A 25,865-nucleotide genomic window follows, 5' to 3' on the forward strand; every position below is an offset into this window, starting at 1 on the left:
TCGCTTCGCCTCGGCGAAGCGGTGCGGCCGGTGGGCGGGGCTTGTTTCCGTCAGGATCAAAGGCGATCGGCTCGAACGTACCTGGGGTATGCCCTTCGCCAATCGCCTTTGCCCTGACGAAAACCTGCTTCGGCAGATTGCTTCAATCTAACGCGGAAAGGCTCTAAGTGATCTGCCGCTGTGGCCAGGCGCTCACGCCGCCGGTCCAATCCTCGAAGGCTTTCGACAGTCTGAGCACCCGCATGTCGTCGAAGCGCGGCCCGACGATCTGCAGCCCGATCGGCATGCCCGACCGGGAGAAGCCGCAATTGATTGAGGCAGCCGGCTGCTCCGACATGTTCCACGGCACGGTGAAAGCGATGTGTTCGAACGGCCTTGTCGGATCGTTGGTCGGCGATGCCCATTCGGCCGGATAGGAGATGATCGGGTTGGTCGGCGAAAGCAGGGCGTCGACCGTGGTGAACAACTGTCCGCAGCTCCTGCGCATTTCGATCGTCTGGTTGAAGCCGCGGACTGCAGCGACCCCACTTATCTCGGCGCCTGTCCTCGCCCAGTCGCTGATATAAGGCAGGATGCTTCCGCGCCGCTCTTCATCCATGCCTGCAATATCGCTCCAGAGGCGGGCGCGCCAGAACGTGTCGAGCCCGTCAAGCATCTCGCGTGTCAGCACCGGTTGAACGGAGATGATGGTCGCGCCGGCGCGCTCGAAACATTTTGCCGCCGCTTCGATGGCGCCTCGGATCTCGTCGTCTACCGCAAGTCCGCAGCCGGCGTCGAGCATCAGGCCGATTTTCATGCCCGACACGTCGATATCGAGGTCCATCCAGTCGAAATCGTTCGGCGGCAGGCTCGTGCCGTCGCGCCAGTCGGGCCGTGACAGCGTCGCCATCGAAAAAGCTGCGTCTTCGACGGTGCGGGTCATCGGTCCGAGACATCGCCCGACATAATAGGGATCGGCTGGAATGCGTCCGTGGCTCGGCTTGAAGCCGAAGATACCGGTCCAGCCGGCGGGGAGCCGCACCGAGCCGCCGATATCCGTGCCGATATGCAAAGGCCCGTAACCGGCCGCTGCCGCCGCCGCGGCGCCCGCGCTCGATCCGCCGGGGTTCTGAGTCACGTCCCAGGGATTGCGACTGAGGGGATGAAAGCTCGACAGGCCGGAGGAGAGCATGCCGTAATCGGGGCAGGTGGTCTTGGCGAAGATCACCGCGCCGTCCTCGCGCAGCCGCGCGGCAGCCGGCGCGTCGGCCTCCGCTGGCTTCAGTTCCACCGCCCTGGTGCCGAACGGCACCGGCTGGCCTTTCGTCGCGATCAGTTCTTTCAGCGTGACCGGGATGCCGTCGAGCGCGCCGAGCGTTTGTTCCGTCGCCCAGCGCTCCGTGGAAGCTTTCGCCTGCGCGCGCGCCGCCTCCGGGTCGTAGAGATAGAGGGCGGAGATCTGCGGCTCCCAGGCGGCGATATGATCTTCGAGGGCGAGCCAGTATTCGAGCGGCGAGAGGCTCTTATCGGCGAAGCGTCGTCTGAGTTCGCGGATGGGAAGGTCGATTTGGGCCATTGGCATTTCGTTTCGGAAGGGCATCAGCGGCTCGCCTCGCGTGGATCAAGAAGGTCTCGCAAGCCGTCACCGAGCATGTTGAAGCCGAGGACGGCAAGCGCGATGGCAAGGCCGGGCAGGACGGCAAGCCAGGGGGCTAGCGCCAGATAGGTTTGCGCATCGGCAAGCATTCGGCCCCATGTCGGTGCCGGAGGCGCCATGCCTAGCCCCAGAAAACTCAGACCCGCTTCCGTCAGGATCGCCAGCCCAAGCTGGATCGTCCCATGCACGATGATCTGGCTGATGATATTCGGCAGCACATGGCGCAGCGAGATGGTCAGGCGCGTATTGCCGATCGCGCGCGCCGCCGTCACATAATCGCGGCTCCAAGCCTGCAGCGAGGTTGCCAGCGTCACTCGGGCAAAGACCGGAATCATGAACACGGCGATCGCTGTGATCGCAGTGAACCGCCCCGGCCCGAGAAAGGCGCCGAGCATCATGGCCGACAGGATCGGCGGCAGGGCGAAGATGACGTCGCAGATGCGCATCAGCAGCGCTTCGGATGGACCGCGGATCGCTGCGGCGGAGATGCCGGCGATCGAGCCGAGCGTCCCGCCGATCGCAACCGCGGTGATGGCGACCGAGAGTGAGTTCCAGCATCCCACCATCAGCATCGACAGCACGTCGCGCCCGAACTGATCCGTTCCAAGCAGACCGAAGGCAAGCGGCGGCTGTAGTTTATGGACGATCTGCATCTTCGCCGGTGGTAAAGGCGTCCAGACGAGCGACAGCAGCGCCACCGTCACCAGCAGGCCGATGATGACGGCGCCCGCGATGAGATTCATTCGCCGGCTAAATACAGCAGCTCTTCGGCGGCCGGCGATGGCGAAGGGCGCGATCTGGGACACGCTTCAGACAGCCTTTCTCATCCTGGGGTCGATCGCCAGATAGGAGAGATCGACGATGAAGTTCATGACAATAACGAGAGCCGCGAAGAACAGCACGACATCCTGCATCACGATGATGTCGCGCTGGGAGAGCGCCTGAAGGGCGAGGCGCCCGAGACCGGGCAGGTTGAAGACGTTCTCCACCAGCACCGCGCCGGCGACGAGAAAGGTGAACTGCAGCCCGATCATTGTAAGGATCGGGATCAGCGCGTTCGGCACGATATGCCGCCACAGCACCGCACTGCTTGACAGGCCCTTGGCCATCGCGGTGCGGGCAAAATCCTCATGCATCGTCTCAAGCACGGCCGAACGTGCGACGCGCGTCAGCACCCCCGCCTGCGGCATCGCCAGCGCCACGGCCGGCATGACAAGCGCCTGCAATGCCGGCAGAAATCCCTCGTTCCATCCGGGAAAGCCGCCCGCCGGCATCAGTCCGAGCATCGTCGAAAACAGAATGATCAAGAGCAGCGCCACCCAGAAGGCGGGCAAGGCGATGCTGATCTGCGAGAAGAGCGTTGCGATGACGGCGAAGATACTGCCGCGCCGCGAAGCGGCCAGCACGCCGACCGGCAGGGCAATCGCCACCGACAGCATGATCGCCATCAGCGCCAGCGGCAGGGTCACTGACAGCCGCTCAGCGATCAGCCCCGCAACGGGAACGCCATAGGTGTAGGATTGGCCGAGATTGCCCGACATGACGCCGGCCAGCCATCGTCCGTAACGCAGGATGAGCGGCTGGTCGAGGCCAAGCTCGTGACGCAATGCCGACAGGGTTTCCGGGCTTGTCGAGGTGCCGAGCATGATCGAGGCGGGGTCGCCTGGTAGGAGATCCATAACGGCAAAGATCAACAGCGAGACGATGAGAAGCGTGAATAGGAGGCCGAGGAAGCGGCGAAGGACAAGCGCGATCATGCGTGCCACGCTTTCGGTGTGGCGCGGCGGCTCCGCCATGCGTCGGTGAGTTTGGTTGGAAAACCAACCCCACGCTCCGTCATCCTCGGCGTTGAGCCGAGGATCAATGCCACTACTGTTGATGAGGGCGGTGTGGATGCTCGGCTCAAGGCCGAGCATGACGGAGGCGGATGGAGAAATCCGTTTAAAGAGTCGGCGCCCGCGTCAGAAATGGCATCTTCCAGGGGAACCAAACAACTACGGTCCAAGCAGAGCTGACTTGGTGAAGGATGGAGAGGGCTGTGTACTACATAGACGAAATTCATCTCGCTCTTTCCCAGCCCACGCCGCGCCCACTAAGCCCACCGCTTGCTCACTCCTCCCAATAAACCCCCGACAGCACATTCGACGGAATCGGCTCGTTCTCCCACAGCCCCTTCAGCTTTTTGTCCCAGACGCCGAGTTTCGGCATGACGAAGAGGTAGAGCGCCGGTACGTCCTCGGCGAGGATCTGTTGCGCTTCGCCGTAGACCGCATTTTGCGCGTCGGGATCGGTCGTCTCCTGGACCTTCTTCATCAGCGCGTCGAAGGCCGGATTTCTGTAGTTGAAATAATAGGGATCGCGTGCGTAGATGTCGATGTCGAGCGGTTCGGCATGGGCAACGATCGTCATGTCGAAGTTTCGATCCTTCATGACGTCCTGCACCCATTTCGCCGGAAACTCCGTCGGTTCGATGTTCATCGTCACGCCGATTTCCGCAAACATCGCCTGCATCACCTGGGCGCTGCGCGGCGCATATGCCATCTGCGGCGATTTGATTGTGAAGGTGAAGCCGTTTGGGTAGCCGGCTGCGGAAAGCAGCGCCTTCGCCTTTTCGACATCGTAGCGCAGGACGCCTGTCATGTCCTTATAGCCCGGATCGTTCGGAGTGTAGTGGCTGCCGATTGGCGTGCCGAGGCCGGACCACGCCCCGTCGATCACGGTCTGGCGGTCGATCGCCATCATAAGCGCCTGGCGCACGCGCTTGTCGTCGAAGGGCTTCCTGGCATTGTTCATGCCGGCAACGACCTTGAGTTCGGTATTGCCGATCTCGGTGATGAGCCGCCCATCGCCGACGAAGGAAGTCATCAGCTCGGGGGCTGCAAATTCGGGAAAGGCATCGAGATCGCCGGATTTCAGCGCGGCCGCCTGCGCTTGCGGATCGGCGATGAAGCGGAAGGTCACCTTGTCGAGCTTGGCAGCCGCATCCTTGTTCCAGTAGTCGCTATTCCTGATAAGTTCGACCCTGTCGCCCTTCGTCCAACTGGCGAACTTGAAAGGACCGGTACCGATCGGAGTCACCTTGTCCTCGGCGGCCGTCTTCGGCGCGACCATCACTGAGGCCGGCCACCCGAGCCAGTAGATCAGGCTGCCGGTCGGCGCCGATAGATGCAGCACCAGCGTTTCGGCATCCGGCGTCTCGATCGAGGCGATCGAGGCGAAGAAGCGCTTCTGCGGATTGACCGAATCCGCCCCGCGGGCGCGGTCGAGCGAAAACTTGGCGCTCGCGGCATCGAAGGCCTCGCCGTCGTGGAATTTGACGCCGGTCTGCAGCTTGAACGTATATGTCAGGCCATCGGGAGAGATCTCCCAGCTTTTCGCCAGCTGCGGCTGGACCTTGCCGGCCTGGTCGATCGTCACCAGCCCCTCGAACACATTCTGCCAGGTGACCTGGCCGATCGCGACCGGGGCCGCGATCGTCGGATCGAGGCCGGCCGGCTCGACGCTCATGCCGAGGGTGAGGGTGGTCTTCGCCGCTTCCGCCGGCGTCATGACCGTCATCACCAGACCGGCCGAAAGCGCGGCAGCGAGGGAAAGCCGCCTGACGAAACGCGAAGGCGCAAACGAAAGCTTGGTCATCATGGTTCCCTTGTCTGGCCGTGCGTCGATGACGAAGGCCTTTGCGAATAGATTGCACCACAGCAGTGCACACACAATGACGATTTTGTGTGCTCGGCGTAGCCGAAAAAGCTACACCTGATATTTGCGGGCAATGCAAGCTTGAAGCGTCAGTCTTTGGTCCCGGCTCGGCCGTTCGTACGCTCGCGCATGAACCTCTCGATGAAGTCGAGCAGTTTCGTCGCCGCGAAGGACAGCTGCCGGTCCGGCGCGACGCAGAGATCGACATGGGTGCGGATGCCGGTCTTGCCGGCAAGCGGAATGGCCAGGAGCTGGCCCGCTTCGATTTCGCGGCGGACGGTCAGCGCCGGCAGCAGCGTCGCCGCAGCCCCGCTGAGCACCAGTTCCTTCAGCATTTCGAGCGAACTGGTGACGAAGACGGGATCGAGGCTAGGCCCCTCCTTCTCGAACAGCGCATCGAAGGCCTGGCGGAAACCGAAGGATTGATCCGGCAGCGCCAATGGGTAATCGGCGAGTTGCCGGATGGGGATTTCGGCAAGGGCGGCCGCCGGATGCTGCGGCGTGACAATGAAATCATAGGCGATCTCGGAGCGCAGCCGCACCTTGGTGCCTGATATGACGGGCGCAAACAGCGTCACCGCAATATCGGCTTCGGCGCTGTTGACGGCATCGACCGCCTGCCGCGCGCTGGTGATCGTCACGGTGAAACGCAGCTGCGGATATTTCAGGCTGAATTCGGCAAGCGCCGGCGCCAAGAGATTGGCGACGGTGGCGCCATTGGCATAGATGCTGACACGACCGCGCTGCAGTCCCTTCAGGTCTTCGATCAGCTGCTGCACGTGATCGAGTTCCCGCAGCGTCCGGCCGGCGCGCGCAGCGAGAAGCTCGCCGGCCGCCGTCAGCTTGACGCCGCGGGCGCTGCGTTCGACCAGCGGCGCGCCGAAATGATATTCGAGGTTCTCGATCTGCCGGCTGATCGCCGTCGGCGCGACATTGAGGTTCTCGGCCGCCTGGCGCATGGAATTGGTCCTCACCAGCTCGTCGAAATACATCAGCGCCCGGATCTGCATTCACGTCTCTCCGCCATTCGGCCTGTTCGACCTGTCCGGGTTTGACCCTATCCAATCAATCGGCGTTCGGGTAGCGGTCTCGCCATGCCTCTTGCGCGCCCTCGGACGGAAGGGTGCTTGCCATGTAGACGCCGCGCGCGATCGCCCGCGCCATGACGATAGCGGCTAGGTGGCAAAGCTCCATCAGGCTTGCCATGTCGCTTCTCGGATGTTTGGCTGTCGAAGCGGCAAAGATGGTATCTCCGTCGAGCGGCAGATGCGCCGGCAGCAGCGCCCGGGCAAGGCCGTCATGACCTGCAAGTGAGAGCCGATGCGCCTCCGCCTTCGTCAGTTGCGCATCGGTGACTACCGCGCCGATCGTCGTCGCCGGCGTGGTCATCCCCTTGAGTCGCATCCTGTGGTCGGCCGTCGCAGGCAGGCCGAGCCCGCCGAATTCTCCGTCTTTCTCGAAGGGTGCCGCCCAGAAATGCGGCCCGTCACCAATCGTTGCGGAGCCGAGCGCATTGACGGCGACGAGCGCCGCGACGTGATGGCCGGCGCTGCTGACGGCGCTGGCGGAGCCGAGCCCCCCCTTGAAAGTGGCTGTCGTCGCTCCGGTGCCCGCGCCGGCGGTACCGAGCGCGAAGGCGCCCTTCGTCGCGGCCTTCATCGCGGCGTAACCCATGTCGCGATAGGGCGAATGCAGACCCCAATCCTTGTCGCCACCATTCAGCAGATCCATCAGGATCGCCTGCGGCACGATCGGTATGCGCGCGGTGCCCACGGCGAAGCCGCGGCCGTTCTCGCGCAATCCCGCCTGCACCCCGCCGGCGGCATCGAGGCCGAAAGCCGAGCCGCCGGAGAGCACGAAGGCATCCACGGCGCCGACGGTCATCGACGGGTCGAGCAGGCCGGTGTCGCGTCCGCCCGGTGCGCCGCCGAGCACCGTGCCGGATGCGACGGCTGGCTCGTCGAATACGATGACTGTGACACCGGATCCTAAGGCGAGGTCGGTCGCATGGCCGACGGAGACGCCTTCGATATCGGTGATCAGGTTGAGAAGGTCGGGCAAGGGCGGATCCTTATGCACGAAGGGCCGCCGATAGGACTGCAATTGCCTCAAAAAAACAAGACCGGCCCTGTGTGGCAGGACCGGTCGGACATCGGAAGTGCACTAAAAGCCGCTGGGGCTTTCCGCGTCAGGCATGAATCGGCTTCGGGTGACGGCGGGTCATCAGGTCGTGAATGGCCAGCCGCACCTCGTCGGGCGAACCGAACCGCTGCTCGTCGAGGTCGTGGACGTGGAATTTCACGGCGATGAACTTCAGCCGGTCTTCGTCGGGGATAACGATGCCGACGGGAACGCCTGCATATTCGATAACTTGCTTCTTCATAGATAGAACTCCTGCCGCGCAACAGGCGCAGCCATGGCGAATTGACTTGTCTGGTACCGTTGAAAGGAGGACGAACGTCACATTCGACAGTTCGGGCGGGAGAGGGCGCCCGGACGGTCATTGCCAAGCACAGATCGCCCAAGGAGAGTGGCGAGAATATCGATGTCTATCATGTCTCGTTCCTTTCGTTGGCGTTGCGCTCGAGGGTCCCGGAAGAGCCCAGGGCCGGTGATGGTTGTCTTCAATATCTACTAACTTAGTAGAGATTAATGGACAGCCTGTCGGAAACATATTCCTAAACGTGTCAAAATATCGACGATCCGAAAAAAACAATTCCACCATGGCCCGAGCTTACGGAAAGAAACATATCAGCTCTTCGTAAAATTCGCATGACAGAATCGAAAATCTCTCGATCGCCGCAGCAGAGATAGGAAGTCCGTCTGATTCCGGCAATGGGCTACGTCGGTAAAACTCGAAATGCCTCGAAATGACCGATTTGGTTAAAGCCCGAAAGCGTGGATCACCAGCCTTCTTGGAGCACCTTTTCCAGCATGTCGGCGAAGAAATCCGCGCTTTCGATGCTGAGGCAGAGCGGCGGCTTGATCTTCAGCACATTTTGGTGATCGCCAGTCGGCTGCATGATGACACCGAGCTCGAGAAGCCGATCGCAGATCGCCGCCGTCTCTTCCGTCGCCGGCTCCAGCGTCGTTCTGTCGCGGACGAATTCCAGCCCGAGATAGAGACCCATGCCATGGACGGCGCCGGCGATCGAGTGCCGGTCGATCAGCGCGGCGAGCCGCGCCTTCAGATGATCTCCCACCGTGCGGGCATTTTCCTGGAGCTTCTCCTCGGCCATGATATCGAGCACCGTCATGCCGGCGACGCAGCTGACCGGGCTGCCGCCGGTGGAGGAGAAGAAGGGCCCCTCCTTCTCCAGCGACTGCGCAATCTCCCGTCTGGTGATGACGGCGCCGAGCGGATGGCCATTGCCCATGCCCTTGGCGATGGTGATGATATCGGGCACGACCCCTTGCTGCTCGAAGCCCCAGAAATAATGGCCGAGCCGGCCATAACCGACCTGCACCTCATCGGCGATGCAGAGCCCGCCGCGGGCTCGCACCTCAGCATAGATTTCCTTGAGGTAACCTTCTGGTAGGGGAATACCGCCGGCATTGCCGTAGACTGATTCGCAGATGAAGCCCGCAAGGCCCTGGCCGCCCGCGTCGATCATCTCGAATATCGGCTTGGCGGCGCCGAGGTAGCTCGCCGCTGTGTCGGGTCCGCGGAACGCACCGCGGTAGGTATTCGGCGAAACGGCCGCATGCACCCAATCCGGGCGGGTGGTCGGCGCCAGCGGATTGTCGGCGATCGAAGTGGAGACGGCGTCGCTCGCCGCCGACCAGCCGTGATAGGCTTCGAGCAGGCAGAGCATGTTGCGCGCGCCGCTATGGGCTTGCGCCAGCCGGATCGCCAGATCATTGGCCTCAGAGCCGCTGTTGACGAGGAAGACCGCGTCGAGCCCGTCCGGCGTGAGCGCCGCGAGACGTTCGGAAAATTCCGCGATCGCCGCATAGTGGAAACGTGAATTCGTATTGAGCCGCTGCCATTGGGCGCTGATTGCCGCCGCCATCCTGGGGTGGCCGTGGCCGAGAATCGTCACATTGTTGACCATGTCGAGATAGGCGCGGCCCTCGACATCGAACAGGTGTTCCCTCCAGCCGCGCTCGATCTGCGGGGGCGCGGCATAATAGTTCTTCTGGGCGCTGGCAAGATGGGCCTGCCGCCTGGCGAGTAGGTCGGCCGTCTCCGGTGGCGGCGCATCCGCTCCCGGGCCGAGAAGCGGCGAAGGCGAAGGGCAGAGCACCGACCAGGCTGCCGCCTCGCGCGGCCTGGCAAAGAGCGGGGGTTCGAGGCCTGCTACGCTGCAGAGCTGGAGGCGCAGGCCGCCGAGCGACGACGCTTCACCGAAAACCGAACCGAGCGGATCGCCGGCGGCGAGCACGGCGCCATCCTCGACCCCACCCTCGATCAAAGGGTCGAGCCCGTCGAGATGAAGGGTCATGCTGTCGTCCGACAGTGTCAGATGCTGGTCCTTCCAGCCGATGCGGCCGGCAAACGGCGCGGCGACCGCGCTTCCTGCGGCAAGGCAGATGTCGACATGCAGGGCGAAGGTCGCCTGTCCCGCGGTGTTTCCGAGGGCAGCGCGGGAAAGCCTATATTCACCGTAGCGCGTCGCCGCCGTGCCGTTTTCGGTAGCAGCCCGGGCAAGCAGCCGCCAGTCCATATCGGCGTTCAGCCAGTTTCCGGCGGAAAAATGCGCGCTCCGCACGCCAAGGTCGACATAGCCGATCGTAGCCGGATCGATATCGGGCAGCAAAGGCAGCCATGCTGACGGCTGCGGAGCGGCGACATCTGCACCGACCGCCTTGAGGATTGCGGCTTCCATGAGTTCGAATGGAACCGACATCGCCGTATCGAAGATCGCCCGCTCACGCTCGAGATTGCTGCGGACATAGTCGTTATCGGGATCGATGGACATCTGCTGCTCGCTGCTGGCCACCAGGATGACCGCGCGTGCGACGATCAACGGCCAGAGCGCCTTCAGTTCCTCGTCCCTCAGCGGATAGATCGCCTGATAGGCGGTGACGGCGGGCAGGATATGAAAGGGATCGCCATTCGCCTGATGCAGCAGCGAAGCGCATGTGACGGCTAGGTCGCCAACCAGCCAGCCGCGGATAATGTCACCGAAATCGATGACCCCGTCGGGGATCGTGTGGCCATGGGCGTCGCGGTGGCCGACGACGTTGTCGCCGGTGACGTCATGATGGACAGCCTGGAGCCGAAGCGACGGCGCCAGGGGCTGGATGCGGCGAACGGCCTTCACCATGGTTTTGGCGATCCGGTCGCGGGCAGCGCTGTCGGTGATGGCGGAAAGCAGCTGCACGGCCACAGGGCCGGCGCGTCTTAAATCCCACTGCAGGCTGCGGTCGAGGCCGGGATGGTCGAAATCGGCAAGCGATTGTGCCAGCCGCGCGCAGAGCGCGCCGAGCGCCGCGACGGAAGCCGGCGCCAGATACCTCTTCTCCGTCAGCCCCTGGCCTTCCAGATATTCCAGCAGCCGGACCTGATAGCCGTGCCCGCGCACGGTAAGGACGACGATCTCCCGCCCGTCATTCGTGGGGATCACGTTCGGAACGCGTGGCGCATCCTGACGGCTTTTGAGGTGATGGAGCGCTGCATTCTGCGCTTCGAGCTCGCGGGTCTCGTAGGCGGCATGGCAGATCTTCAGAACGTATCGACCGCGATCGCTGTCGACGCGGTAGTTCCGATCCTGCTGGCTACCGAGTTCAGCGAGTGTGCCGGACAGGCTGTAATGGGCAAGAAGGATTTCTTCCGCGTCAGAAACGCTGACGTCGGGACGCGGCAGCGCCATGCGATCAACAAGCGCCTCGTCGGTCATGACACCCATCCCCCAGTATGATTCGATTACCCCTTAAACGCGATAATCAAATACTTGCCGCTGGCAGGCAACGGGAGATTGTTGTCTGCCAGCAAAAGAGATGCGGCCTCTACCGACTCACCCCATGCGTTCTGAGGCGTAGCTTCCCGGGCTTGCCGGGAAGACGACGGTGCGGTTGCCGTTGATGAAGGTGCGGTGGTGGATATGAGCGTGGATGGCGCGCGCCAGCACCTGGCTTTCGACGTCGCGGCCGATCGAGACATAGTCGTCGGGCGACTGCGCATGGGTGATGCGCGCCGTGTCCTGCTCGATGATCGGGCCTTCGTCGAGGTCGGCTGTGACGTAATGGGCGGTGGCGCCGATCAGCTTGACGCCGCGGCCATAGGCCTGCTTGTAGGGATTGGCGCCCTTGAAGCTCGGCAGGAAGGAGTGGTGGATGTTGATGATCCTGCCCGACATCTGCTTGCAGAGCTGGTCGGAGAGAACCTGCATGTAGCGGGCGAGCACGATCAGCTCGGTGCCGGTCTGCTCGACGAGGTCGACGAGCTGGGCCTCGGCCTGCGGCTTGTTCTCCTTTGTCACCTTGATGTAGTGGAAGGGGATGTCGTGGTTGACGACGACCTTCTGGTAATCGAAATGGTTGGAGACGACGCCGACGATGTCGATCGGTAGCGCCCCGATCTTCCAGCGGTAGAGCAGGTCGTTGAGACAATGGCCGAAGCGCGACACCATCAAGAGCACCTTCATGCGCTTGTCGCTGTCGTGGAATTCGTAATCCATTGCGAAGGGGGCGGCGACGGCGGCAAAATCGGCGCTGATTTCGGGGCCGGAAAGCCCTTCCTCGGAAATGAAGCTGACGCGCATGAAGAACCTGCCGGTATCGAGGTCGTCGAACTGGCTGGAGTCGATGATGTTGCAGCCCTTGTCGGCCAGATAGCTCGAAATCGCCGCAACGATGCCGCGCGTCGACTTGCAGGATACCGTCAATACATAGCTTTTCATGTTTCTCCCTCTTCCCTCTTGGAGGTCGCAGCCCGTGCTTAGATCAAAGCTCGAGCCGCGAACAGGCCGGCGCACTTTCATTTATGCGACAAATTGCAAGATAAACTATCACGTTCCTGCAAGTTCTCTCATGGCTGGCATCAGCTTAGGAGAAGTTGCTCGAAACGCTGTGCCGCCAGCGCCGCCCGGATGTGTATTCTCGCCTTCAGTGAGTGAAATTAAAGCATGCCGCTGAAAGCTGATGGGCAAATTGCGACATCGAGAGGCGGGAAACCAAGGATGTGAAGGGCGAAAAATTGAATCCGAAGGTTCACATCTAGGCTGGCGGTCGGCTCACGATCGCCGCTTTCCGGCGCGGCGTGGTGATTTCATGGACGATTGCGCCGCCGATCGACGAGAGCACCAGCGACAGGATCACGAAAAATACCGGCTGCTGCAGGATGTCGATCTGCAGGCGGTCCGAAGCCACCCTCAGGAAAGCGAGAGTGAAGGCGTGGGTGATATAGATGCTGTAGGAGCAGTCGCCGAGATAATTCAGCCATCCCAGGACCGGTAGCCGGGAAAAGTCGATGGAAACTGCCCCGTAGACGATAAAAATCGCGGGGATTCCCCAGGCGTAGAACCGGCTCTCCGGCGGCATCAGCGCTTCGTTGACGAGGAGGAAGGCAAAGCCGGTGGCCAGTGCCGCCCATGCCCAGCGCTTCGGCAGAAGCACCTTCTGCCCGTAAAGCCAGCCGAGCACGACGCCGGCGAGGAACTCCAGCATGATCGGTTCGCCGTAGAACCGGGTGCCTGCCGTTTGCGGCAGCAGCCGGCAGGCAATCAGGATCACGGCAAAGACGGCAAACATCGCTGGAATCCGCCGGGCTTCCGAGAGCGGCAGTAACAGAGCAAACACGAAATAGAAGAACATCTCGTAATTCAGCGTCCAGCCCGGCACGACGACGGGGGTAATCGTGCTTGGATCGGCGGCATTGGCCCATGGCAGAAAGAACAGCGAGGCGATGAGATGCGGCAGATCGAACACCGTCGATTTGAGCAATGATGGAGCCACCAGCGCCACGACAGCCGAAAACAATGTTGCCAGCCAATAGAGCGGGACGATCCTCCTGATGCGACGGCGGGCGAAATCCATGGGGCTCATCGCGCGCCCGCTCGTCGTCAGCCACATCACGAAGCCGCTCAGGACGAAGAAGATGTCGACGCCGGTTTCACCATACAGAAAAGCTGTGGCGTCGACGGCAGGATTGACCTTGGCGAGCTGCAAGATCGCATGGAAATAAACGACCATCAGCGCCGCAACAGCGCGCAAATATTGAAGCTGGACAAGCATCTGATGTCTTGCTCCTCAGGCTCGCGGGCGGCGCCGGCTTCTACCGTGCCGCTGCGGTCAACTCGGTACATCTGCCGCACGACCCTGTCGGATGCGCGGGCTGTCGTGGAAGCGCATATATCCGACGACGAACCACAAGAGGCCGGCAATCTTCATCGAGAAAACAGCGGTGCCCCCGATCATCATATTCAGAAAAATGAAAAGAGAAAGTGAATGGGCGCATCGCCTCTGTGCTGCCGTACGGCCGGCGGGGAAGAGACAGACGAACATCCAGAAGGCGATGACGCCGAAGATCGTCGCTGCGTAGATCAGATAAACGTAGCCGCTGTCGGCGAACTCGGCGACCCTGTCGACCGACAGCCCGAGAACGGCGAGGGGATCGAGCTCCATGATCTTCTTCATGGTCAGGTTGATGCGACCGGTGAAATTGTCGCCCGTCGCATTGGGCTTCATGGTGTAGACGAGGAAGCCCGCGGCGATGATCAGCGGCATCAGCGCCAGATTGAAATTCCTCGGGATCTTCGGAAAGACGAAATAACCGACGATGCAGGCAAAACAGAAGATCAGCATTGTGCGCGTATCGTTCGTTACCAGGATCAGCACGGCCGTGCCGATGAAGAGTAGCCGGTCCCAGCGGCCAGTCCTTTCCCACATGGAAACGAGGTAGATCGCGATCACGCCGCAGAAATTGGCGAGCGACACCTGCTCGAGGAAGATCGAGGAGGAGCGGTGGTCGATGATGCCGAAGGAGAAGCGCTCGGGAAAACCGAGCGCATTCTGGAACAGGCCTGTCTTGTTGTAGCTCAGCGGCAGCAGCCCGCGCGTATTGGCGAAATAATCGGACGGATGCACGATGCTGACATAGAAAGGCACGCTGACGATCTCGAAGATCAGGAAAATCAACACCGCAAGGCTTGCCCAGCGGAAGGTAAGCTTGATTGTTTTCTCGTTACTCCAGCCGCCGAGGCCGGAAAAGCAGAACATGATCAGCACATTGCGGAAGTTGTCGACGAACGGCACGCGATTGAGCACGCTGACATAGATGGTGACGACAAGCGTGAACAGCAGGAACAGGAAGGCCGGCAGATCCGTCTCGTAGATCCCCTTGTGGAGAATGTAGATGATGGCGCTTGCCAGAATCAGGCCTTCGCTGGCGGCGACATGCGTCATCGAAAGCGGCGTGATGTTATGGTTTATGAACGCGAGAATGCCGTTATAGAGCACCGAAAGCAGGCCGAGCCAAAGCACCGGATGGTCGACGCGCGGTGTCCTCCCGGCCACATGGAGCGGCTTGTTCGCCATGGTGAAAGTCGCTGCCTTCTGATCGACGGCTGCCACAATCAGTTCCCCTTGGACTTGACGGCGCTGCAGGCGTCGGCATCGGTTTTCGCCGAGGCGGCGAGAAGCCGCATCTGCGGTCGCTCGGCACCCCTGCCCGGCTGAACGTTGAAAGGCTCGTCTGCCGGCCACCATTCGCCCGCCGCCCAGTAGGACCAGCCGAGCCAGACATCGCTATTCTCCGACATGGTGGCGTAGATCTTGGTCAGGCCGCTCATGCAGTCCTTGTCGGTGGAGGCGCCGAATTCGCCAAGAAAGCCGCGCTTATGGTTCCGCTTCAGCCAGGCGGTGACGCCGACGATCGCCTCGACAGCGGCGGCGGCACCTTCGCATGTGGCATGGGTTCCTGATGAATCGACGTCGAGATATTGGTGGACTTCGTAAGCGTAGAAGTCGAGCGGATCGCGAACGCCCAGCATCACCGTGCCGTTGGCACCGCCGATCACATCCTTCTCCCAACTGTGAGCGCCGCTCCAGGACGTGCCCGGTACGAGGATGAGGTTGCGTGCGCCGACGGCGCGGATGGCGCGGATGGCGGCATTGGCGGCATCGAGCCAATCCGTCGCCTTGATGTCATAGGGTTCGTTCATCAGGCCGAAGAGAACGCCGTCCTGATTGGCGAATTCGACCGCCAGCCTTGCCCAGAAGTCGGCGAATGCGGCGTCCGACGCCGGTGCGGTGCCGACCTGTGCCTTGTCGTAATAGCCGAAATTATGAGGGTCGAGCAGAACGGCCATGCCGTGCTTGCGGATCAGGGCGACGGTGTCCTTGATCCGCTTGATTTCATCCTCGTCGAGCCGCCCGCCGAGCGCCGGCTGCAGCCGCTCCCAGCGGAAGGGCAGCCGGATGATCGTCATGCCCTTTTCGGCGAAATAGCGGATCGTCTGCTCGCTCGGATAGATGTAGTTCGTGCCGTAGATGGCGCCGCGCTCCCCGTATTCGCCGCCGGAAAGATTGACGCCGCGATAACACGGCGCGCCGGCCGCAAAGCCCGGCGATGGGGTGAGGGCGGCCGCAAGCAGCAGCGCCACCAGATGTCGTGTCGTCCCCATGACAATCCTCGCAATCACGGCAAAGCGCGACGTCGATGGTCGCTGCATTCATCTTAACGGTCCGTTAGCTAAGAATTTCTAAAGTCGCAGCACCTCGGCTTCAGTCTTTCACGCTGGGCGGGACACGAGTGCGCGTATGAGCCAGTATGACAGGAACAGGGTAAGCCGGCTGCCCGGCTGGCGTAGTTATGAGCCGTCTCAGACTGCGTCGGAAGGCGTGCGCCTGCGCAGTCCGGTCGTTCGTCCGGATGACTTCGCCCGTCAGGAGCTCGAAACTGCCGCTCCGCCTTTGGTGCCGCCGTCCGTAAGGCCTGCCCAAACCCGCCGATACGGCGAGGCTTCGCCGGCACCCGCCGGAGAGGCTGCGGCCGATATTCGGCTGCAGGGGACATCCGCACCTGGCGCCCCGCTTCTCGACCTCCGTTCCGGCATCGCCGCAATCTGGAGCCGCCGGCTGGTGGTTCTCGCACTGGCCCTATTCGGAGCGGTCGGGGGCGGCGTGATGGCGCCGTTGATCGGCCAGAAATTCACGGCCGTCAGCAGCCTTTATTTCGACCCGCGCCAGATCGGCCTTGCCGAGACGGGCGCGCAATCTTCAGGTCCATCGCCGGAGATGATTTCGGCACTCATCGACAGCCAGGTGCAGATTCTGACCTCGGGCAATGTGCTGCGCCGCGTCGTCGAGGCGATGAAGCTCGACCAGGATCCGGAATTTAACGGCGGCAGGACGGATGGCGCGGCCGTGATCGGCGCCCTGCAGAAGGCGCTTGTCATCACCCGCCAGACCGGCACCTACGTCGTTTCGCTCGCCGCGACGACGAATGACCCGGAGAAATCCGCAAAGCTCGCCAACCAGGTCGTCGCTTCCTTTACCGAGGAGGAAAACAGCGCCTCAAACGGCCTCTACGAAAACACCTCCTCGACGCTGGACGGACGCCTTGCCGACCTGCGCCAAAAGGTGCTGGAGGCCGAGCAGGCGGTCGAAACCTTCCGTGCCGACAACGACATGGCCGCGACTGCAGGCAATCTGATCTCCGATCAGCGGCTCGCATCACTGAACACGCTGCTGGTGACGGCACAGGAAAAGACCATTCAGGCCAAGGCCCGCGCCGATGCGGTCGCCAGTCTCCGCGTCGAGGACATCGTCGCCGGCAACCAGATGGAAGGCGGCGCCACCTCGCCGCTCGTCAGCCTGCGTCAGCAATATGCCGCCCAGGCCGCCGCCGTCGGCAGCCTCGAAAGCCAGATGGGCACGCGTCATCCGCGCCTGCAGGCGGCCCGCTCCTCGCTGCAGAGCATATCGGGCGAGATCAAGGGCGAGTTGCAGCGCCTCGCCACCTCCGCACGGGGCGAATATGAGCAGGCCAAATCAGCCGAGGATAGCATCGCCAAGGAGCTTGCCGTCCAGAAGGCGCTGCAGGCGACGAGTTCGGACAAGCAGGTGGAACTGAACGAATTGCAGCGCAAGGCGACGGCGGCGCGCGATATCTACGAGACGGTGCTGAAACGCTCCAGCCAGACGAGCGAGGAGCAGAGCCTCAGTCAAAGCAACATCCGCGTCATCTCGCCGGCCGAACCGCCGGTCAAGGCCGATGGCCCGGGAAAGAAGATCCTGATGGTCGCCGGCATCATCGGCGGCTTCCTCGCTGGTTTCTTCCTGGGCGCCGCCTTTGCCATTTTGGCCGGCCTCTTCGGCCACCCCGTCATCAGAGGCTATTTCAGGAAATCGCCCGCCACGGCGGCTTGATCAAGCGCCCCGCCTTTCCTACATCGGCAGAAGGCGGCCTATCGCCGGCAGGAGAGTTCCCATGCGGCTGTTGATGATGCTTCTGATGTCGCTCCTTGCCGTGACTGGCCTCGCCCCGGCGGCGGCCTTCGCCGTCGATTGGACGAAACCCATTCAATCGGACGTCAAACCTCTTTATCCTTACAGGGACCTTCCCGGCGTCAAGGCACAGCCGGACAAGAAGGAAGAGGAATCCTATAATTGCCGCACCGAGACCGTGCAGGTCCGCCGCCGCTATGATGAAATCTTCCGGTCCGGTGGCATGCCGACGCTGATGTATGTCTGCGACCGCGACGGCTTTGTCACCATGGGCCGCAAAGTTCCGCTCCGTGGCCATTACCAGCCAGTGCGGTGAGGCGCTCAAAAGCGCCTGCGGATGCGATCTTCAAAACGTTCAACCGGAAGCTCCATCCTGAGATAGTCGAAGCCCGCATTTGCTTGCGATCGATCTATGACCGAATATCTGACTGCGTCCTTTTCCTCGGTTCGCCGTAGCGGCAGGCTTTCGGCCGCCGCAAAGCCCAGCCGCTTGTAAAGCCCGATCGCTTTTTCATTATGCGAGAAGACGTGCAACTCGGCTGTCTTGGCCCCAAGCACCGAAAACATCCATTCCAGCAATGCCTCGCCGCAGTGGAGCATGAGGTTGCGAATATCGCTCATCCGCCCGCGGATGACATTGTCAAATTCGGCCGCGCCGGGCCGGATGTTGCAGACGCCGAAATTGCCGAGCCTGTTTCCGTCGAGATCGCAAATGACGAACAGGATCCGGTCTGGGGCAGGTAGCGAAATGCTCTCGAGCCAGCTGCGTGTGCGCTCCTCTGTGGCGGCAAACTGCGTCAGGAAGAACGGCATCGACTGGTTTCGCCACGCCGTCAGGTCAGCGGTCAGGCCGGGCTCATCGAGCATCGACCTGTCGATGCATTGCAATTCACCCACGAACCGACCGCTATCGCTTCTGATTGGCAGACGGAGCCGTTTGCTCGCATCCGCATTGCCCTTGATGCTGACGATATCGATTTGCGGCATGCGCGATTACATCTGTCCTCTGATCAGGCCTTGCGGCAGACGCAATAGCCGCCCGGCGAGGAAGACAGAACGAGCTTTCCATTGAGCACGGGATCGACTTCGAAACGATCGGTTTCCGCCAAATAGTCCGTAATCGCCTGCAGCGGCTCGTTGCCGCGCAGCCAGACCTTGGACCGCTTGGTGAATGCCTGCTCCTCGGTCAGGTGGCCGATGAGGGTGTCGGCGACGACAAGGTAGCAGCCTTCGCTTACCAGAGGGCCGTAGGCGCGGCATTCGGCAAGAACATGCTGATAGGAATGGTCGCTGTCGAGCACCACCATCACGCGGGCGCCCGGCCAAATCTCGGCCTTCACGGCAGCAAGCACGTCGTCGTCGACCGAGCCGCCCTGAATCATTTTGATCCGCCCCGACATGGGATGAGATTCGATCGTTTCACGATTGTGAGCGCGAATGTCAATGTCGACACCGATGACTTTGGCCTTGTCGTTGCCAGTGGCGGCGAGGATCGACGCCATGAAGATTAGCGAGCCGCCGCGCGCCACGCCGGTTTCGATGATGACATCGGGCTTCGTTGCCCAAATGACTTCCTGAGTCGCGAGGATATCGGCTGGAAGCTGAATGATCGGCACGCCCATCCACGACCACAGATAAAAATAGTCGAACTTGTCGAGCCCGATCAGGGTGTTCAGCGACTGCTGGAAGCTTGCCTCGTCCTTGCCGAGCGCAAGCGACATTTCCCGCTTGTGGGCTTCAAATTCGAGACGGTCGTCCTTGGTGGTCATGACTATTGTTTATCCTTCGCTCTATGGCTGTCTCAGGCCGATTGCTGCAGTGCCGGGCTGTTGTGGTAGGTTCGCCCGGCGGCCACATCGAGCAGCGTCGCCGCTACCTTATCGATATCGGCTTCACTCATGTCGTGGTAGCTCGGCAGATTGATCGCCCGGTCGGGAATACTCCAGGCATTCACGTTCTCCGGCCGATCCTCAAACATGGAGAGGCTGGAGAGGGGATAGAAGAAGACTCGGGCGTCGATATTGGCGGCCTCGAAAGCCTGCTGCATCATCTCGCGGGTAATGCCGGTCGACGGATGAAACACCGCAGTCGGCATCCACGCCCCGTTGATCGTGCCGCTGTATTCCGGATTCATCGAAAGGCCGGGCAGGGCGGAAAGCCGTACCATGTAGGCGGCGAGGATTTCCCGCTTTCGGGCGACCAGCTCTTCGATGCGCTCGAGCTGTCCGCAGCCGATGGCCGCCTGAATGTTGGACATCTTGTACTTGAACCCGATCTCGTCGGGCCAGAACTGCTTGGTTTGGCCGCGTGCGCGGCCGTGGTTGCTGAGCGTCAGCACCCGCTCGTAAAGCGCGGCATCGCTGGTGACGAACATGCCGCCTTCACCGGTCGTCAGCGTCTTCGTGCCATGGAAGGAAAAGGTGCCGAAGGCGCCCATCGAGCCGGCGCGGCGGCCGTGGTAGACGGAACCGATCGCTTCGGCCGCATCCTCGACGACAGGGATGCCGGTACGTCTGCCGATTTCGAGCAGCGCATCCATCTCGCAGAGATTGCCATAAATGTGAGTCGCGACGATCGCCTTGGTCTTCGGGGTTATGTGCCGTTCGACCTCGTGCGGATCGATGCACCAGGAATCCGGCAGCACATCGACGAAGACCGGCTTGGCGCCAAGGTGGAAAATTGGCGAGACGGTAGCGACCCAGTTGGTGTCGGCAAGGATCACTTCGTCGCCTTCGCCGACACCAAGTGCAGCCAGGCCCATGTGCATGGCGCCCGTGCAGCTCGAAGTCGCAATGGCGAAGTCGCTGCCGAGATAGGTCTTGAAGTCGCGTTCGAAGCGGTTGATGTAGTCGTAACAGCGTGCGCCCCAGCCGGTTGCTGCCGCATCCGTGGCATAATCGGTTTCAAGCTGGGTGATGGAAGGCTTGGTATAGAAGATCCTGTTTGTCATGCCGCTAATTTCTGTTGAATGGATCAAGACGCAGCCGCCCGCCGCGACCCTAGTTTCTGAAACTGGTGCGAGGCTCACATGATGATGTGCCGGGCGAGATCATGTTCGTGGAACACGAGATTGGGCAGGTAGCCGAGTGCCACGAAATATTCCCGATCGCGGTCAGCGCTGACGAAGACGGCGGTGCTCTCCAGCGGACTGTCGCTGAGCTCCTTTGTCACCCTCACCTTTTCGCTCAGCCCGAGTTCCCGCAGCAGATTTTCGAGCGGTGGGATCTCCGTGAAACCTGCGAGAAGCAGCGTTTTGATCCCGATTGCCGAATTCACCTCGCTGACCAGCGTCTGAATTGCGACCAACAGCGGCAGCCCTTCGCGGAAGGGGCGGATTTCCGGGTGGTCGAGCATCCCGCCCCACATCAAGCGGGTATAGAGCTCGTAGGCCTTGATGAAGTTCTTGCTGGCCGCCCAGAAGCGGAAGGCGACCGCCATGCGGTTCAGCGTGAAGATCCTGCACATCTCCTCATACTTGAGACGTGTCTCGGGCGTCAGATTTACTGCCCCGCGCCTGACCCCCGTATAAAGGAAATATTCAAGCCCGCCGCGATAGCGGTCCCAGCTCGTCATGACGTCGTTGGCGCCCTCCTGTGGCCGGTCGCGAACGATCGCCGAATTGGCGATGGAGCGATAGAAAGGCCGCTGCAGGAAGGTGACCGCGCCCTGATCGAGGAAATGCGCAAGGAACGGGAACGGATAGAAGCAGATGTCGCGCGGGATCCACGCCGACCGCAACGCCGACGCGCGGTAGATGGCGATTTCCGGAAAGATGTTGCGTTCGCAAATATACTGGAAGACCTCGGTGAAGCTGCCATGCGCAAACTTCCGGTCCTCCTCGACATTGTAGAATTTCGTGATGTCGTGTTTGGCGACCTCGTCATACATGAACCAGGGCGCATGGGCGCAGGTTACCTCACGGTTCTCATCGAGATATTTAACGGTAGCGGCCACGGCTTCCGCAATCAGTATGTCGTCGTCTGCGAGATAGATGAGATATTCACCCCTGCCGAGGCGCAGAGCGCTCGTGACATTGGCGTTGGCACCAGCATTGACCTCACGCTTGTAATAGCGGATCGGCAATCCGTGACTGATGAATTCCTCGACAACCTGCCGGGTGCCGTCAGTGGAGGCGTTGTCGCAGATGACGATTTCGAAGGGAAAGTCGAACCTATAGTCGTTGCGGCAATAGGTGAGCGCGTTTCTGAGATAGGCTTCGCGATTGTATGTCGGGATGCAGATGCTGAGTTTGATGCCGCTCAAAGGCTCGTCTCCCGGCTGTAGCTTTCAAGCGCGGCGTCGCGCTCGCTGATGACGCTCGGCTCGAATGGCCAAGCGATGGAAAAGGCGGGATCGTCCCAGCGGACGCCGCGGGCAAGCTCCGGCACAAAGACTTCCGACATCTGGTAGAAGAGCTCGCAGTCGTCCTCTAGCGTCAGGAAGCCGTGTGCGCATCCGGCAGGTATGTAGAAGGCATTGTGACTGCGAGCATCGAGCTCGACGGAGGCCCATTGGAGATAGGTTGGGGAATCCCGTCTCAGATCGAGCGCCACGTCGAAGACCCTGCCGCGCGTGGCCCGCACCAGCTTGATCTCCGGCCGGGGGTCAGCCTGGTAATGCATGCCGCGCAACGTCCCGCTCTTGTGATTCTGTGAGACATTGCACTGCGGGTAGACAGGCACGAGGCCGCGATCGGCAAAGCTCTTGGCATCGAAAGTCCGGGCAAACAGCCCGCGTTCGTCAGAGCGCTCGTCGACTTCCACCACAAAAGCACCTGAAACCGCGGTCGGAACGAATTTCATCCGATCACCGTCAGTTCAGGCACGGCGACGGCGAAGCGTCCACCCCAGGCGCTGACCCTGCTGTTGGCCGCTACGACCTCGTTCTTGATGTTCCACGGCAGGATGAGAACGTAATCGGGCTTCGTCTCGTCCATCTTTTCCGGCGCATAGATCGGCAGCTTGCTGCCCGGCAGGTAATGTCCCTGCTTGTGCGGATTACGGTCGACTACGTAGTCGATGAGGTCGGTGCCGACGCCGCAGAAATTCAGGAGCGTGTTGCCCTTGGCGGCGGCCCCGTAGGCCGCGACCGACTTGCCGTCACGCTTAGCCTGCTTGAGGAAGGTCAGCAGCCCATCTTTGATCGGCGCTACGCGGCTCTGGAAAGCCTCGTAGGTTTGAACCGTGTCGAAGCTTGCGGCCGCTTCGTCGGCACGCACCTTGGCGACGCCGGGGCCGGTCGGATGAGCGGTCGACGTCGTGCGGCAGGCGAGCACGCGCAGGCTCCCGCCATGGGTCGGCAATTCTTCCACGTCGAATACGGTAAGGCCGTGCGCCGCAAAGGCCTTCTCGACGGCCAGCAGCGACAGATAGTAGAAATGCTCATGATAAACGGTATCGAACTGGATGTTTTCCATCAGCCGCAACAGATGCGGGAATTCGACGCTGACGATGCCATCCGGCTTCAGAACGGCAGAGAGCCCACCGACGAAATCGTTGATGTCGGGGACATGCGCCAGCACGTTGTTACCAATGACGATGTCGGCGGCAAGGCCGCGGGAAACGAGATCGGCGGCCGTTTCCCTGCCGAAGAACCGGGCCTCCGTGGGAACACCGATCTGCCGCGCAACTTCTGCAACATTTTCGGCCGGCTCAATGCCGAGCACCGGCACGCCGGCCTCGACAAAATGCTTGAGGAGGTAACCGTCATTGCTCGCCACCTCGATCACCCGAGATGCCTGGCTGAGGCCGAAACGATTGCGCGCCATGACGGTGAACTGGCGCGCATGCTCAACCCAACTGTCGCTGTAGGAGGAGAAATAGGCGTAGTGGCTGAAGATGTCTTCCGGCGGAACGAAGGCATCGGCCTGCACCAGCCAGCACTCGGAGCAGACGAAGGCGCGCAACGGATAGGAAGGCTCCGGCTGCTTGAGCTGCTCTTCCGTGAGATAGGCGTTGGCAAGCGGCGTCGAGCCCAGATCGACGAAGCGATGTTTCAAGGGAGCGCGGCAGAACCGGCAATTATGCGCTGTCATGATATTGCTTCCTCATAGGCCGCGATCTGCCCGAGCGAGAAGGCGCGCATGTCTGCTCCTTCGCGGTTGGCCTTGTACCAGGCGGCTGTCCAGTCGATTGTCTGTTGCAGGCTCAGGCGCGGTCGCCAGCCGATGGCCGATAACGCAAGCTCCGAGCTGAGAGTCAGGGCGGGTGCTTCCGGCAGATGCGTTCCCGGTGCCAGTCTCCAGACGTCTTTGACGCCATGGGCAAGACCCAGAGCTTCGGCAAGGTCCGATACTGTCGCGAAACTCTGCGGATCTGGGCCAAAATTGAGGGCTTCGGGCAATTCATCTTGGCCCGAAAGCGTCAGAGCCGCGGCAAAGGCGAGATAGCCGCCGAGCGGCTCCAGCACATGCTGCCAGGGGCGGATTGCCTCGGGATAACGGAGCAGGATCGGCTGATTGCTTTCGAAAGCGCGAATGAAATCCGGGATCAGACGGTCCCTCGACCAGTCGCCGCCGCCGATGACATTGCCGGCGCGGACGGTGGCGACCCTGATGTCGCGCCCTTTGAAGAAGCTGTCGCGATAGCTCTGGACGACGAGTTCGGTACAGGCTTTGGAGTTGGAGTAGGGGTCCTTGCCGCCGAGTGTATCCGTTTCGCTGAAGGGAACACCGCTGCCGTTATTGGCATAGACCTTGTCGGACGTGACGACCAGAACGGTCTTGACCGAGGCCGCCTCGCGGACGGCATCAAGAACATTCGCTGTTCCCATGACATTGGTCGCGAAAGTTTCGGCAGGGTTTTCATAAGAGCGTCGCACCAGGGCCTGGGCTGCCATGTGGATGACAATTTCGGGCTCGAAAGCCATGAGGTGCTGCTTGAACGCGGCAGCGTCACGGATGTCGGCTATGTGATGGCCTTGTCCGCTCCAAGGTGAAAGCCGCTGATAAAGGGAAGGATTGGTTTCGGGCTCCAGTGAGACGGCCGTCACCTCTGCTCCGAGCTTTTCCAGCCAGAGCGAGAGCCATGATCCCTTGAACCCGGTGTGCCCCGTCAGGAATACGCGCCTGCCATTCCAGAAGTTCGTCAGGCCCATAGCTTCCACGGTGCTTTTCCAGAATTCCAGAGTTCTTCCAGATGAGTGCGCTCGCGAAGCGTATCCATCGGCTGCCAGAAGCCGTCATGTTTGAAGGCGGCGAGCTGGTTGTTGGCGGCAAGCCACTCCAGCGGCCCGGCTTCCCAGATGGTATCATCGCCGGGGATGAGATCGACCACCGAAGGGTCGAGCACGAAGAAGCCGCCATTGATGCGCTGACCGTCGCCCTTCGGCTTCTCGACAAAGGAGGTGATGAACTGCCCTTCAATGTTCGTGGCACCGTAGCGTCCGGGCGGCGACACCGCGCACATTGTCGCCTTCAGGCCGTGGCTGCGATGGAAGGAGACCTCAGCAGCGATGTCGATGTCGCCGACGCCGTCGCCATAGGTCATACAGAAGGGCTCGCCCGGGATCAGATGGTCGCGAATACGCCCGATGCGGCCGCCGGTCATCGAATGCATGCCGGTATCGACCACGGTCACGCGCCAGTTGGGGCGTGTTCCGCCGTGATATTGGATGCTGTTGGCGCCGAGATCGACGGTGATGTCGCTGTGATGCAGAACAAGGTTTACGAAGTATTCCTTGATCATGTAGCCCTTGTAGCCGGCGCAGATGATGAAATCATTGAGGCCATGATGGGCGTAGATGTTCATGATGTGCCAGAGGATCGGCATGCCGCCGATTTCGACCAGAGGCTTGGGGCGGACGCTGGTTTCCTCGGCAAGACGCGAGCCAAGGCCACCGGCGAGAATTACGACTTTCATCCCAAGCGAACTCCAGAGTCTCTGGCCAAGCTTCCCCTCGTGAGCTGCTCGGCTCATTGCAGGCGGAACGGCCGTATGTTCATCCCTGACCCGGTATCCGATTTCGTTCTTGTGCGAGGCTTGTGGGGTGCGCCAGAAGAGGGTCTCGGTTTCGCGAGCGCTGAACGATGGAATGGCGTCCGCACCGCTCATTTCATCTCTTGCCGCGGTCACATGGAGCGCTGTCAATCGGACAGCAAACGCGCCTCTGCTCGCCCGGCACGCTTCTTGCACCATTACTA

The 25,865-nt window shown here is 61.5% G+C and carries 22 protein-coding genes; 2 read left to right on the forward strand and 20 right to left on the reverse strand.

Annotated elements, in window-relative coordinates; all coding sequences use genetic code 11:
* Positions 1 to 163: 163 nt before the first annotated feature.
* The 12 genes from J2J98_RS01095 to J2J98_RS01150 all read right to left on the reverse strand — a co-directional run bounded on the left by J2J98_RS01095 (position 164) and on the right by J2J98_RS01150 (position 15,900).
* Positions 164 to 1,555 carry an amidase gene (locus J2J98_RS01095; RefSeq protein WP_207602119.1) on the reverse strand — a complete coding sequence of 464 codons (1,392 nt, stop codon included), beginning with the start codon at positions 1,553 to 1,555 and terminating at the stop codon, positions 164 to 166.
* Positions 1,556 to 1,578: 23 nt separating this feature from the next.
* Positions 1,579 to 2,442, reverse strand: coding sequence for an ABC transporter permease (locus J2J98_RS01100; RefSeq protein ID WP_207602120.1), 864 nt, complete (start codon positions 2,440 to 2,442; stop codon positions 1,579 to 1,581).
* A 3-nt stretch (positions 2,443 to 2,445) separates the two neighbouring features.
* Positions 2,446 to 3,393, reverse strand: coding sequence for an ABC transporter permease (locus J2J98_RS01105; RefSeq protein ID WP_207602121.1), 948 nt, complete (start codon positions 3,391 to 3,393; stop codon positions 2,446 to 2,448).
* A 352-nt stretch (positions 3,394 to 3,745) separates the two neighbouring features.
* The gene (locus tag J2J98_RS01110; protein WP_207603060.1) at positions 3,746 to 5,272 is read right to left on the reverse strand and encodes an ABC transporter substrate-binding protein; all 1,527 of its coding nucleotides are present in this window, start codon (positions 5,270 to 5,272) and stop codon (positions 3,746 to 3,748) included.
* A gap of 149 nt (positions 5,273 to 5,421) precedes the next feature.
* Positions 5,422 to 6,342: a LysR family transcriptional regulator gene (locus J2J98_RS01115; protein WP_207602122.1), complete on the reverse strand. Its 921-nt coding sequence runs from the start codon at positions 6,340 to 6,342 to the stop codon at positions 5,422 to 5,424.
* 55 nt (positions 6,343 to 6,397) lie between these two features.
* On the reverse strand, positions 6,398 to 7,393 hold the full coding sequence (locus tag J2J98_RS01120) for a P1 family peptidase (RefSeq protein WP_207602123.1): 996 nt from the start codon (positions 7,391 to 7,393) through the stop codon (positions 6,398 to 6,400).
* 127 nt (positions 7,394 to 7,520) lie between these two features.
* Positions 7,521 to 7,715, reverse strand: coding sequence for a hypothetical protein (locus J2J98_RS01125; protein ID WP_064707634.1), 195 nt, complete (start codon positions 7,713 to 7,715; stop codon positions 7,521 to 7,523).
* A gap of 520 nt (positions 7,716 to 8,235) precedes the next feature.
* Complete coding sequence (locus J2J98_RS01130) at positions 8,236 to 11,175, reverse strand: aminotransferase (RefSeq protein WP_207602124.1); 2,940 nt, start codon at positions 11,173 to 11,175, stop codon at positions 8,236 to 8,238.
* A gap of 117 nt (positions 11,176 to 11,292) precedes the next feature.
* Positions 11,293 to 12,177 carry a formyltetrahydrofolate deformylase gene (gene purU, locus J2J98_RS01135; protein ID WP_207602125.1) on the reverse strand — a complete coding sequence of 295 codons (885 nt, stop codon included), beginning with the start codon at positions 12,175 to 12,177 and terminating at the stop codon, positions 11,293 to 11,295.
* Between the two features lie 316 nt (positions 12,178 to 12,493).
* Complete coding sequence (locus J2J98_RS01140; RefSeq protein WP_207602126.1) at positions 12,494 to 13,510, reverse strand: acyltransferase family protein; 1,017 nt, start codon at positions 13,508 to 13,510, stop codon at positions 12,494 to 12,496.
* Between the two features lie 57 nt (positions 13,511 to 13,567).
* Positions 13,568 to 14,848, reverse strand: coding sequence for a hypothetical protein (locus J2J98_RS01145; protein ID WP_064707638.1), 1,281 nt, complete (start codon positions 14,846 to 14,848; stop codon positions 13,568 to 13,570).
* Between the two features lie 2 nt (positions 14,849 to 14,850).
* Positions 14,851 to 15,900, reverse strand: a complete 1,050-nt coding sequence (locus J2J98_RS01150) for a glycoside hydrolase family 5 protein (protein WP_064707639.1) — start codon at positions 15,898 to 15,900, stop codon at positions 14,851 to 14,853.
* 136 nt (positions 15,901 to 16,036) lie between these two features.
* Between J2J98_RS01150 and J2J98_RS01155 the strand changes: the two genes are divergently transcribed.
* Both J2J98_RS01155 and J2J98_RS01160 read left to right on the forward strand, forming a co-directional pair.
* Positions 16,037 to 17,647, forward strand: a complete 1,611-nt coding sequence (locus J2J98_RS01155; RefSeq protein WP_207602127.1) for a GumC family protein — start codon at positions 16,037 to 16,039, stop codon at positions 17,645 to 17,647.
* Between the two features lie 61 nt (positions 17,648 to 17,708).
* A complete protein-coding gene (locus tag J2J98_RS01160; RefSeq protein ID WP_207602128.1) occupies positions 17,709 to 18,041 on the forward strand; it encodes a hypothetical protein in 333 nt (110 codons plus the stop codon).
* Positions 18,042 to 18,046: 5 nt separating this feature from the next.
* Here the strand turns inward: J2J98_RS01160 and J2J98_RS01165 are convergent, their stop codons facing one another.
* From J2J98_RS01165 to rfbF, 8 genes are all read right to left on the reverse strand, one after another.
* The gene (locus tag J2J98_RS01165) at positions 18,047 to 18,712 is read right to left on the reverse strand and encodes a GNAT family N-acetyltransferase (protein WP_207602129.1); all 666 of its coding nucleotides are present in this window, start codon (positions 18,710 to 18,712) and stop codon (positions 18,047 to 18,049) included.
* 23 nt (positions 18,713 to 18,735) lie between these two features.
* Positions 18,736 to 19,494 (reverse strand): cephalosporin hydroxylase family protein, encoded by a 759-nt coding sequence (locus J2J98_RS01170; protein WP_207602130.1) that lies wholly within the window; start codon positions 19,492 to 19,494, stop codon positions 18,736 to 18,738.
* 32 nt (positions 19,495 to 19,526) lie between these two features.
* Positions 19,527 to 20,675, reverse strand: a complete 1,149-nt coding sequence (locus J2J98_RS01175; protein ID WP_207602131.1) for a DegT/DnrJ/EryC1/StrS family aminotransferase — start codon at positions 20,673 to 20,675, stop codon at positions 19,527 to 19,529.
* 74 nt (positions 20,676 to 20,749) lie between these two features.
* The gene (locus J2J98_RS01180) at positions 20,750 to 21,988 is read right to left on the reverse strand and encodes a glycosyltransferase family 2 protein (protein ID WP_207602132.1); all 1,239 of its coding nucleotides are present in this window, start codon (positions 21,986 to 21,988) and stop codon (positions 20,750 to 20,752) included.
* Complete coding sequence (gene rfbC, locus J2J98_RS01185; RefSeq protein WP_207602133.1) at positions 21,985 to 22,527, reverse strand: dTDP-4-dehydrorhamnose 3,5-epimerase; 543 nt, start codon at positions 22,525 to 22,527, stop codon at positions 21,985 to 21,987. The genes J2J98_RS01180 and rfbC overlap by 4 nt, the downstream gene beginning before the upstream one ends.
* Positions 22,524 to 23,759, reverse strand: coding sequence for a class I SAM-dependent methyltransferase (locus tag J2J98_RS01190; RefSeq protein WP_138394377.1), 1,236 nt, complete (start codon positions 23,757 to 23,759; stop codon positions 22,524 to 22,526). The genes rfbC and J2J98_RS01190 overlap by 4 nt, the downstream gene beginning before the upstream one ends.
* Entirely contained in the window at positions 23,756 to 24,820 is a 1,065-nt protein-coding gene (rfbG, locus tag J2J98_RS01195) for a CDP-glucose 4,6-dehydratase (protein ID WP_207603061.1), read from the reverse strand. The genes J2J98_RS01190 and rfbG overlap by 4 nt, the downstream gene beginning before the upstream one ends.
* Positions 24,811 to 25,584: a glucose-1-phosphate cytidylyltransferase gene (rfbF, locus tag J2J98_RS01200; protein ID WP_064707649.1), complete on the reverse strand. Its 774-nt coding sequence runs from the start codon at positions 25,582 to 25,584 to the stop codon at positions 24,811 to 24,813. Before rfbF ends, rfbG begins: the two co-directional genes overlap by 10 nt.
* Between the last annotated feature and the right edge of the window lie 281 nt (positions 25,585 to 25,865).

Source organism: Rhizobium bangladeshense (assembly GCF_017357245.1).
Taxonomy (GTDB): domain Bacteria; phylum Pseudomonadota; class Alphaproteobacteria; order Rhizobiales; family Rhizobiaceae; genus Rhizobium; species Rhizobium bangladeshense.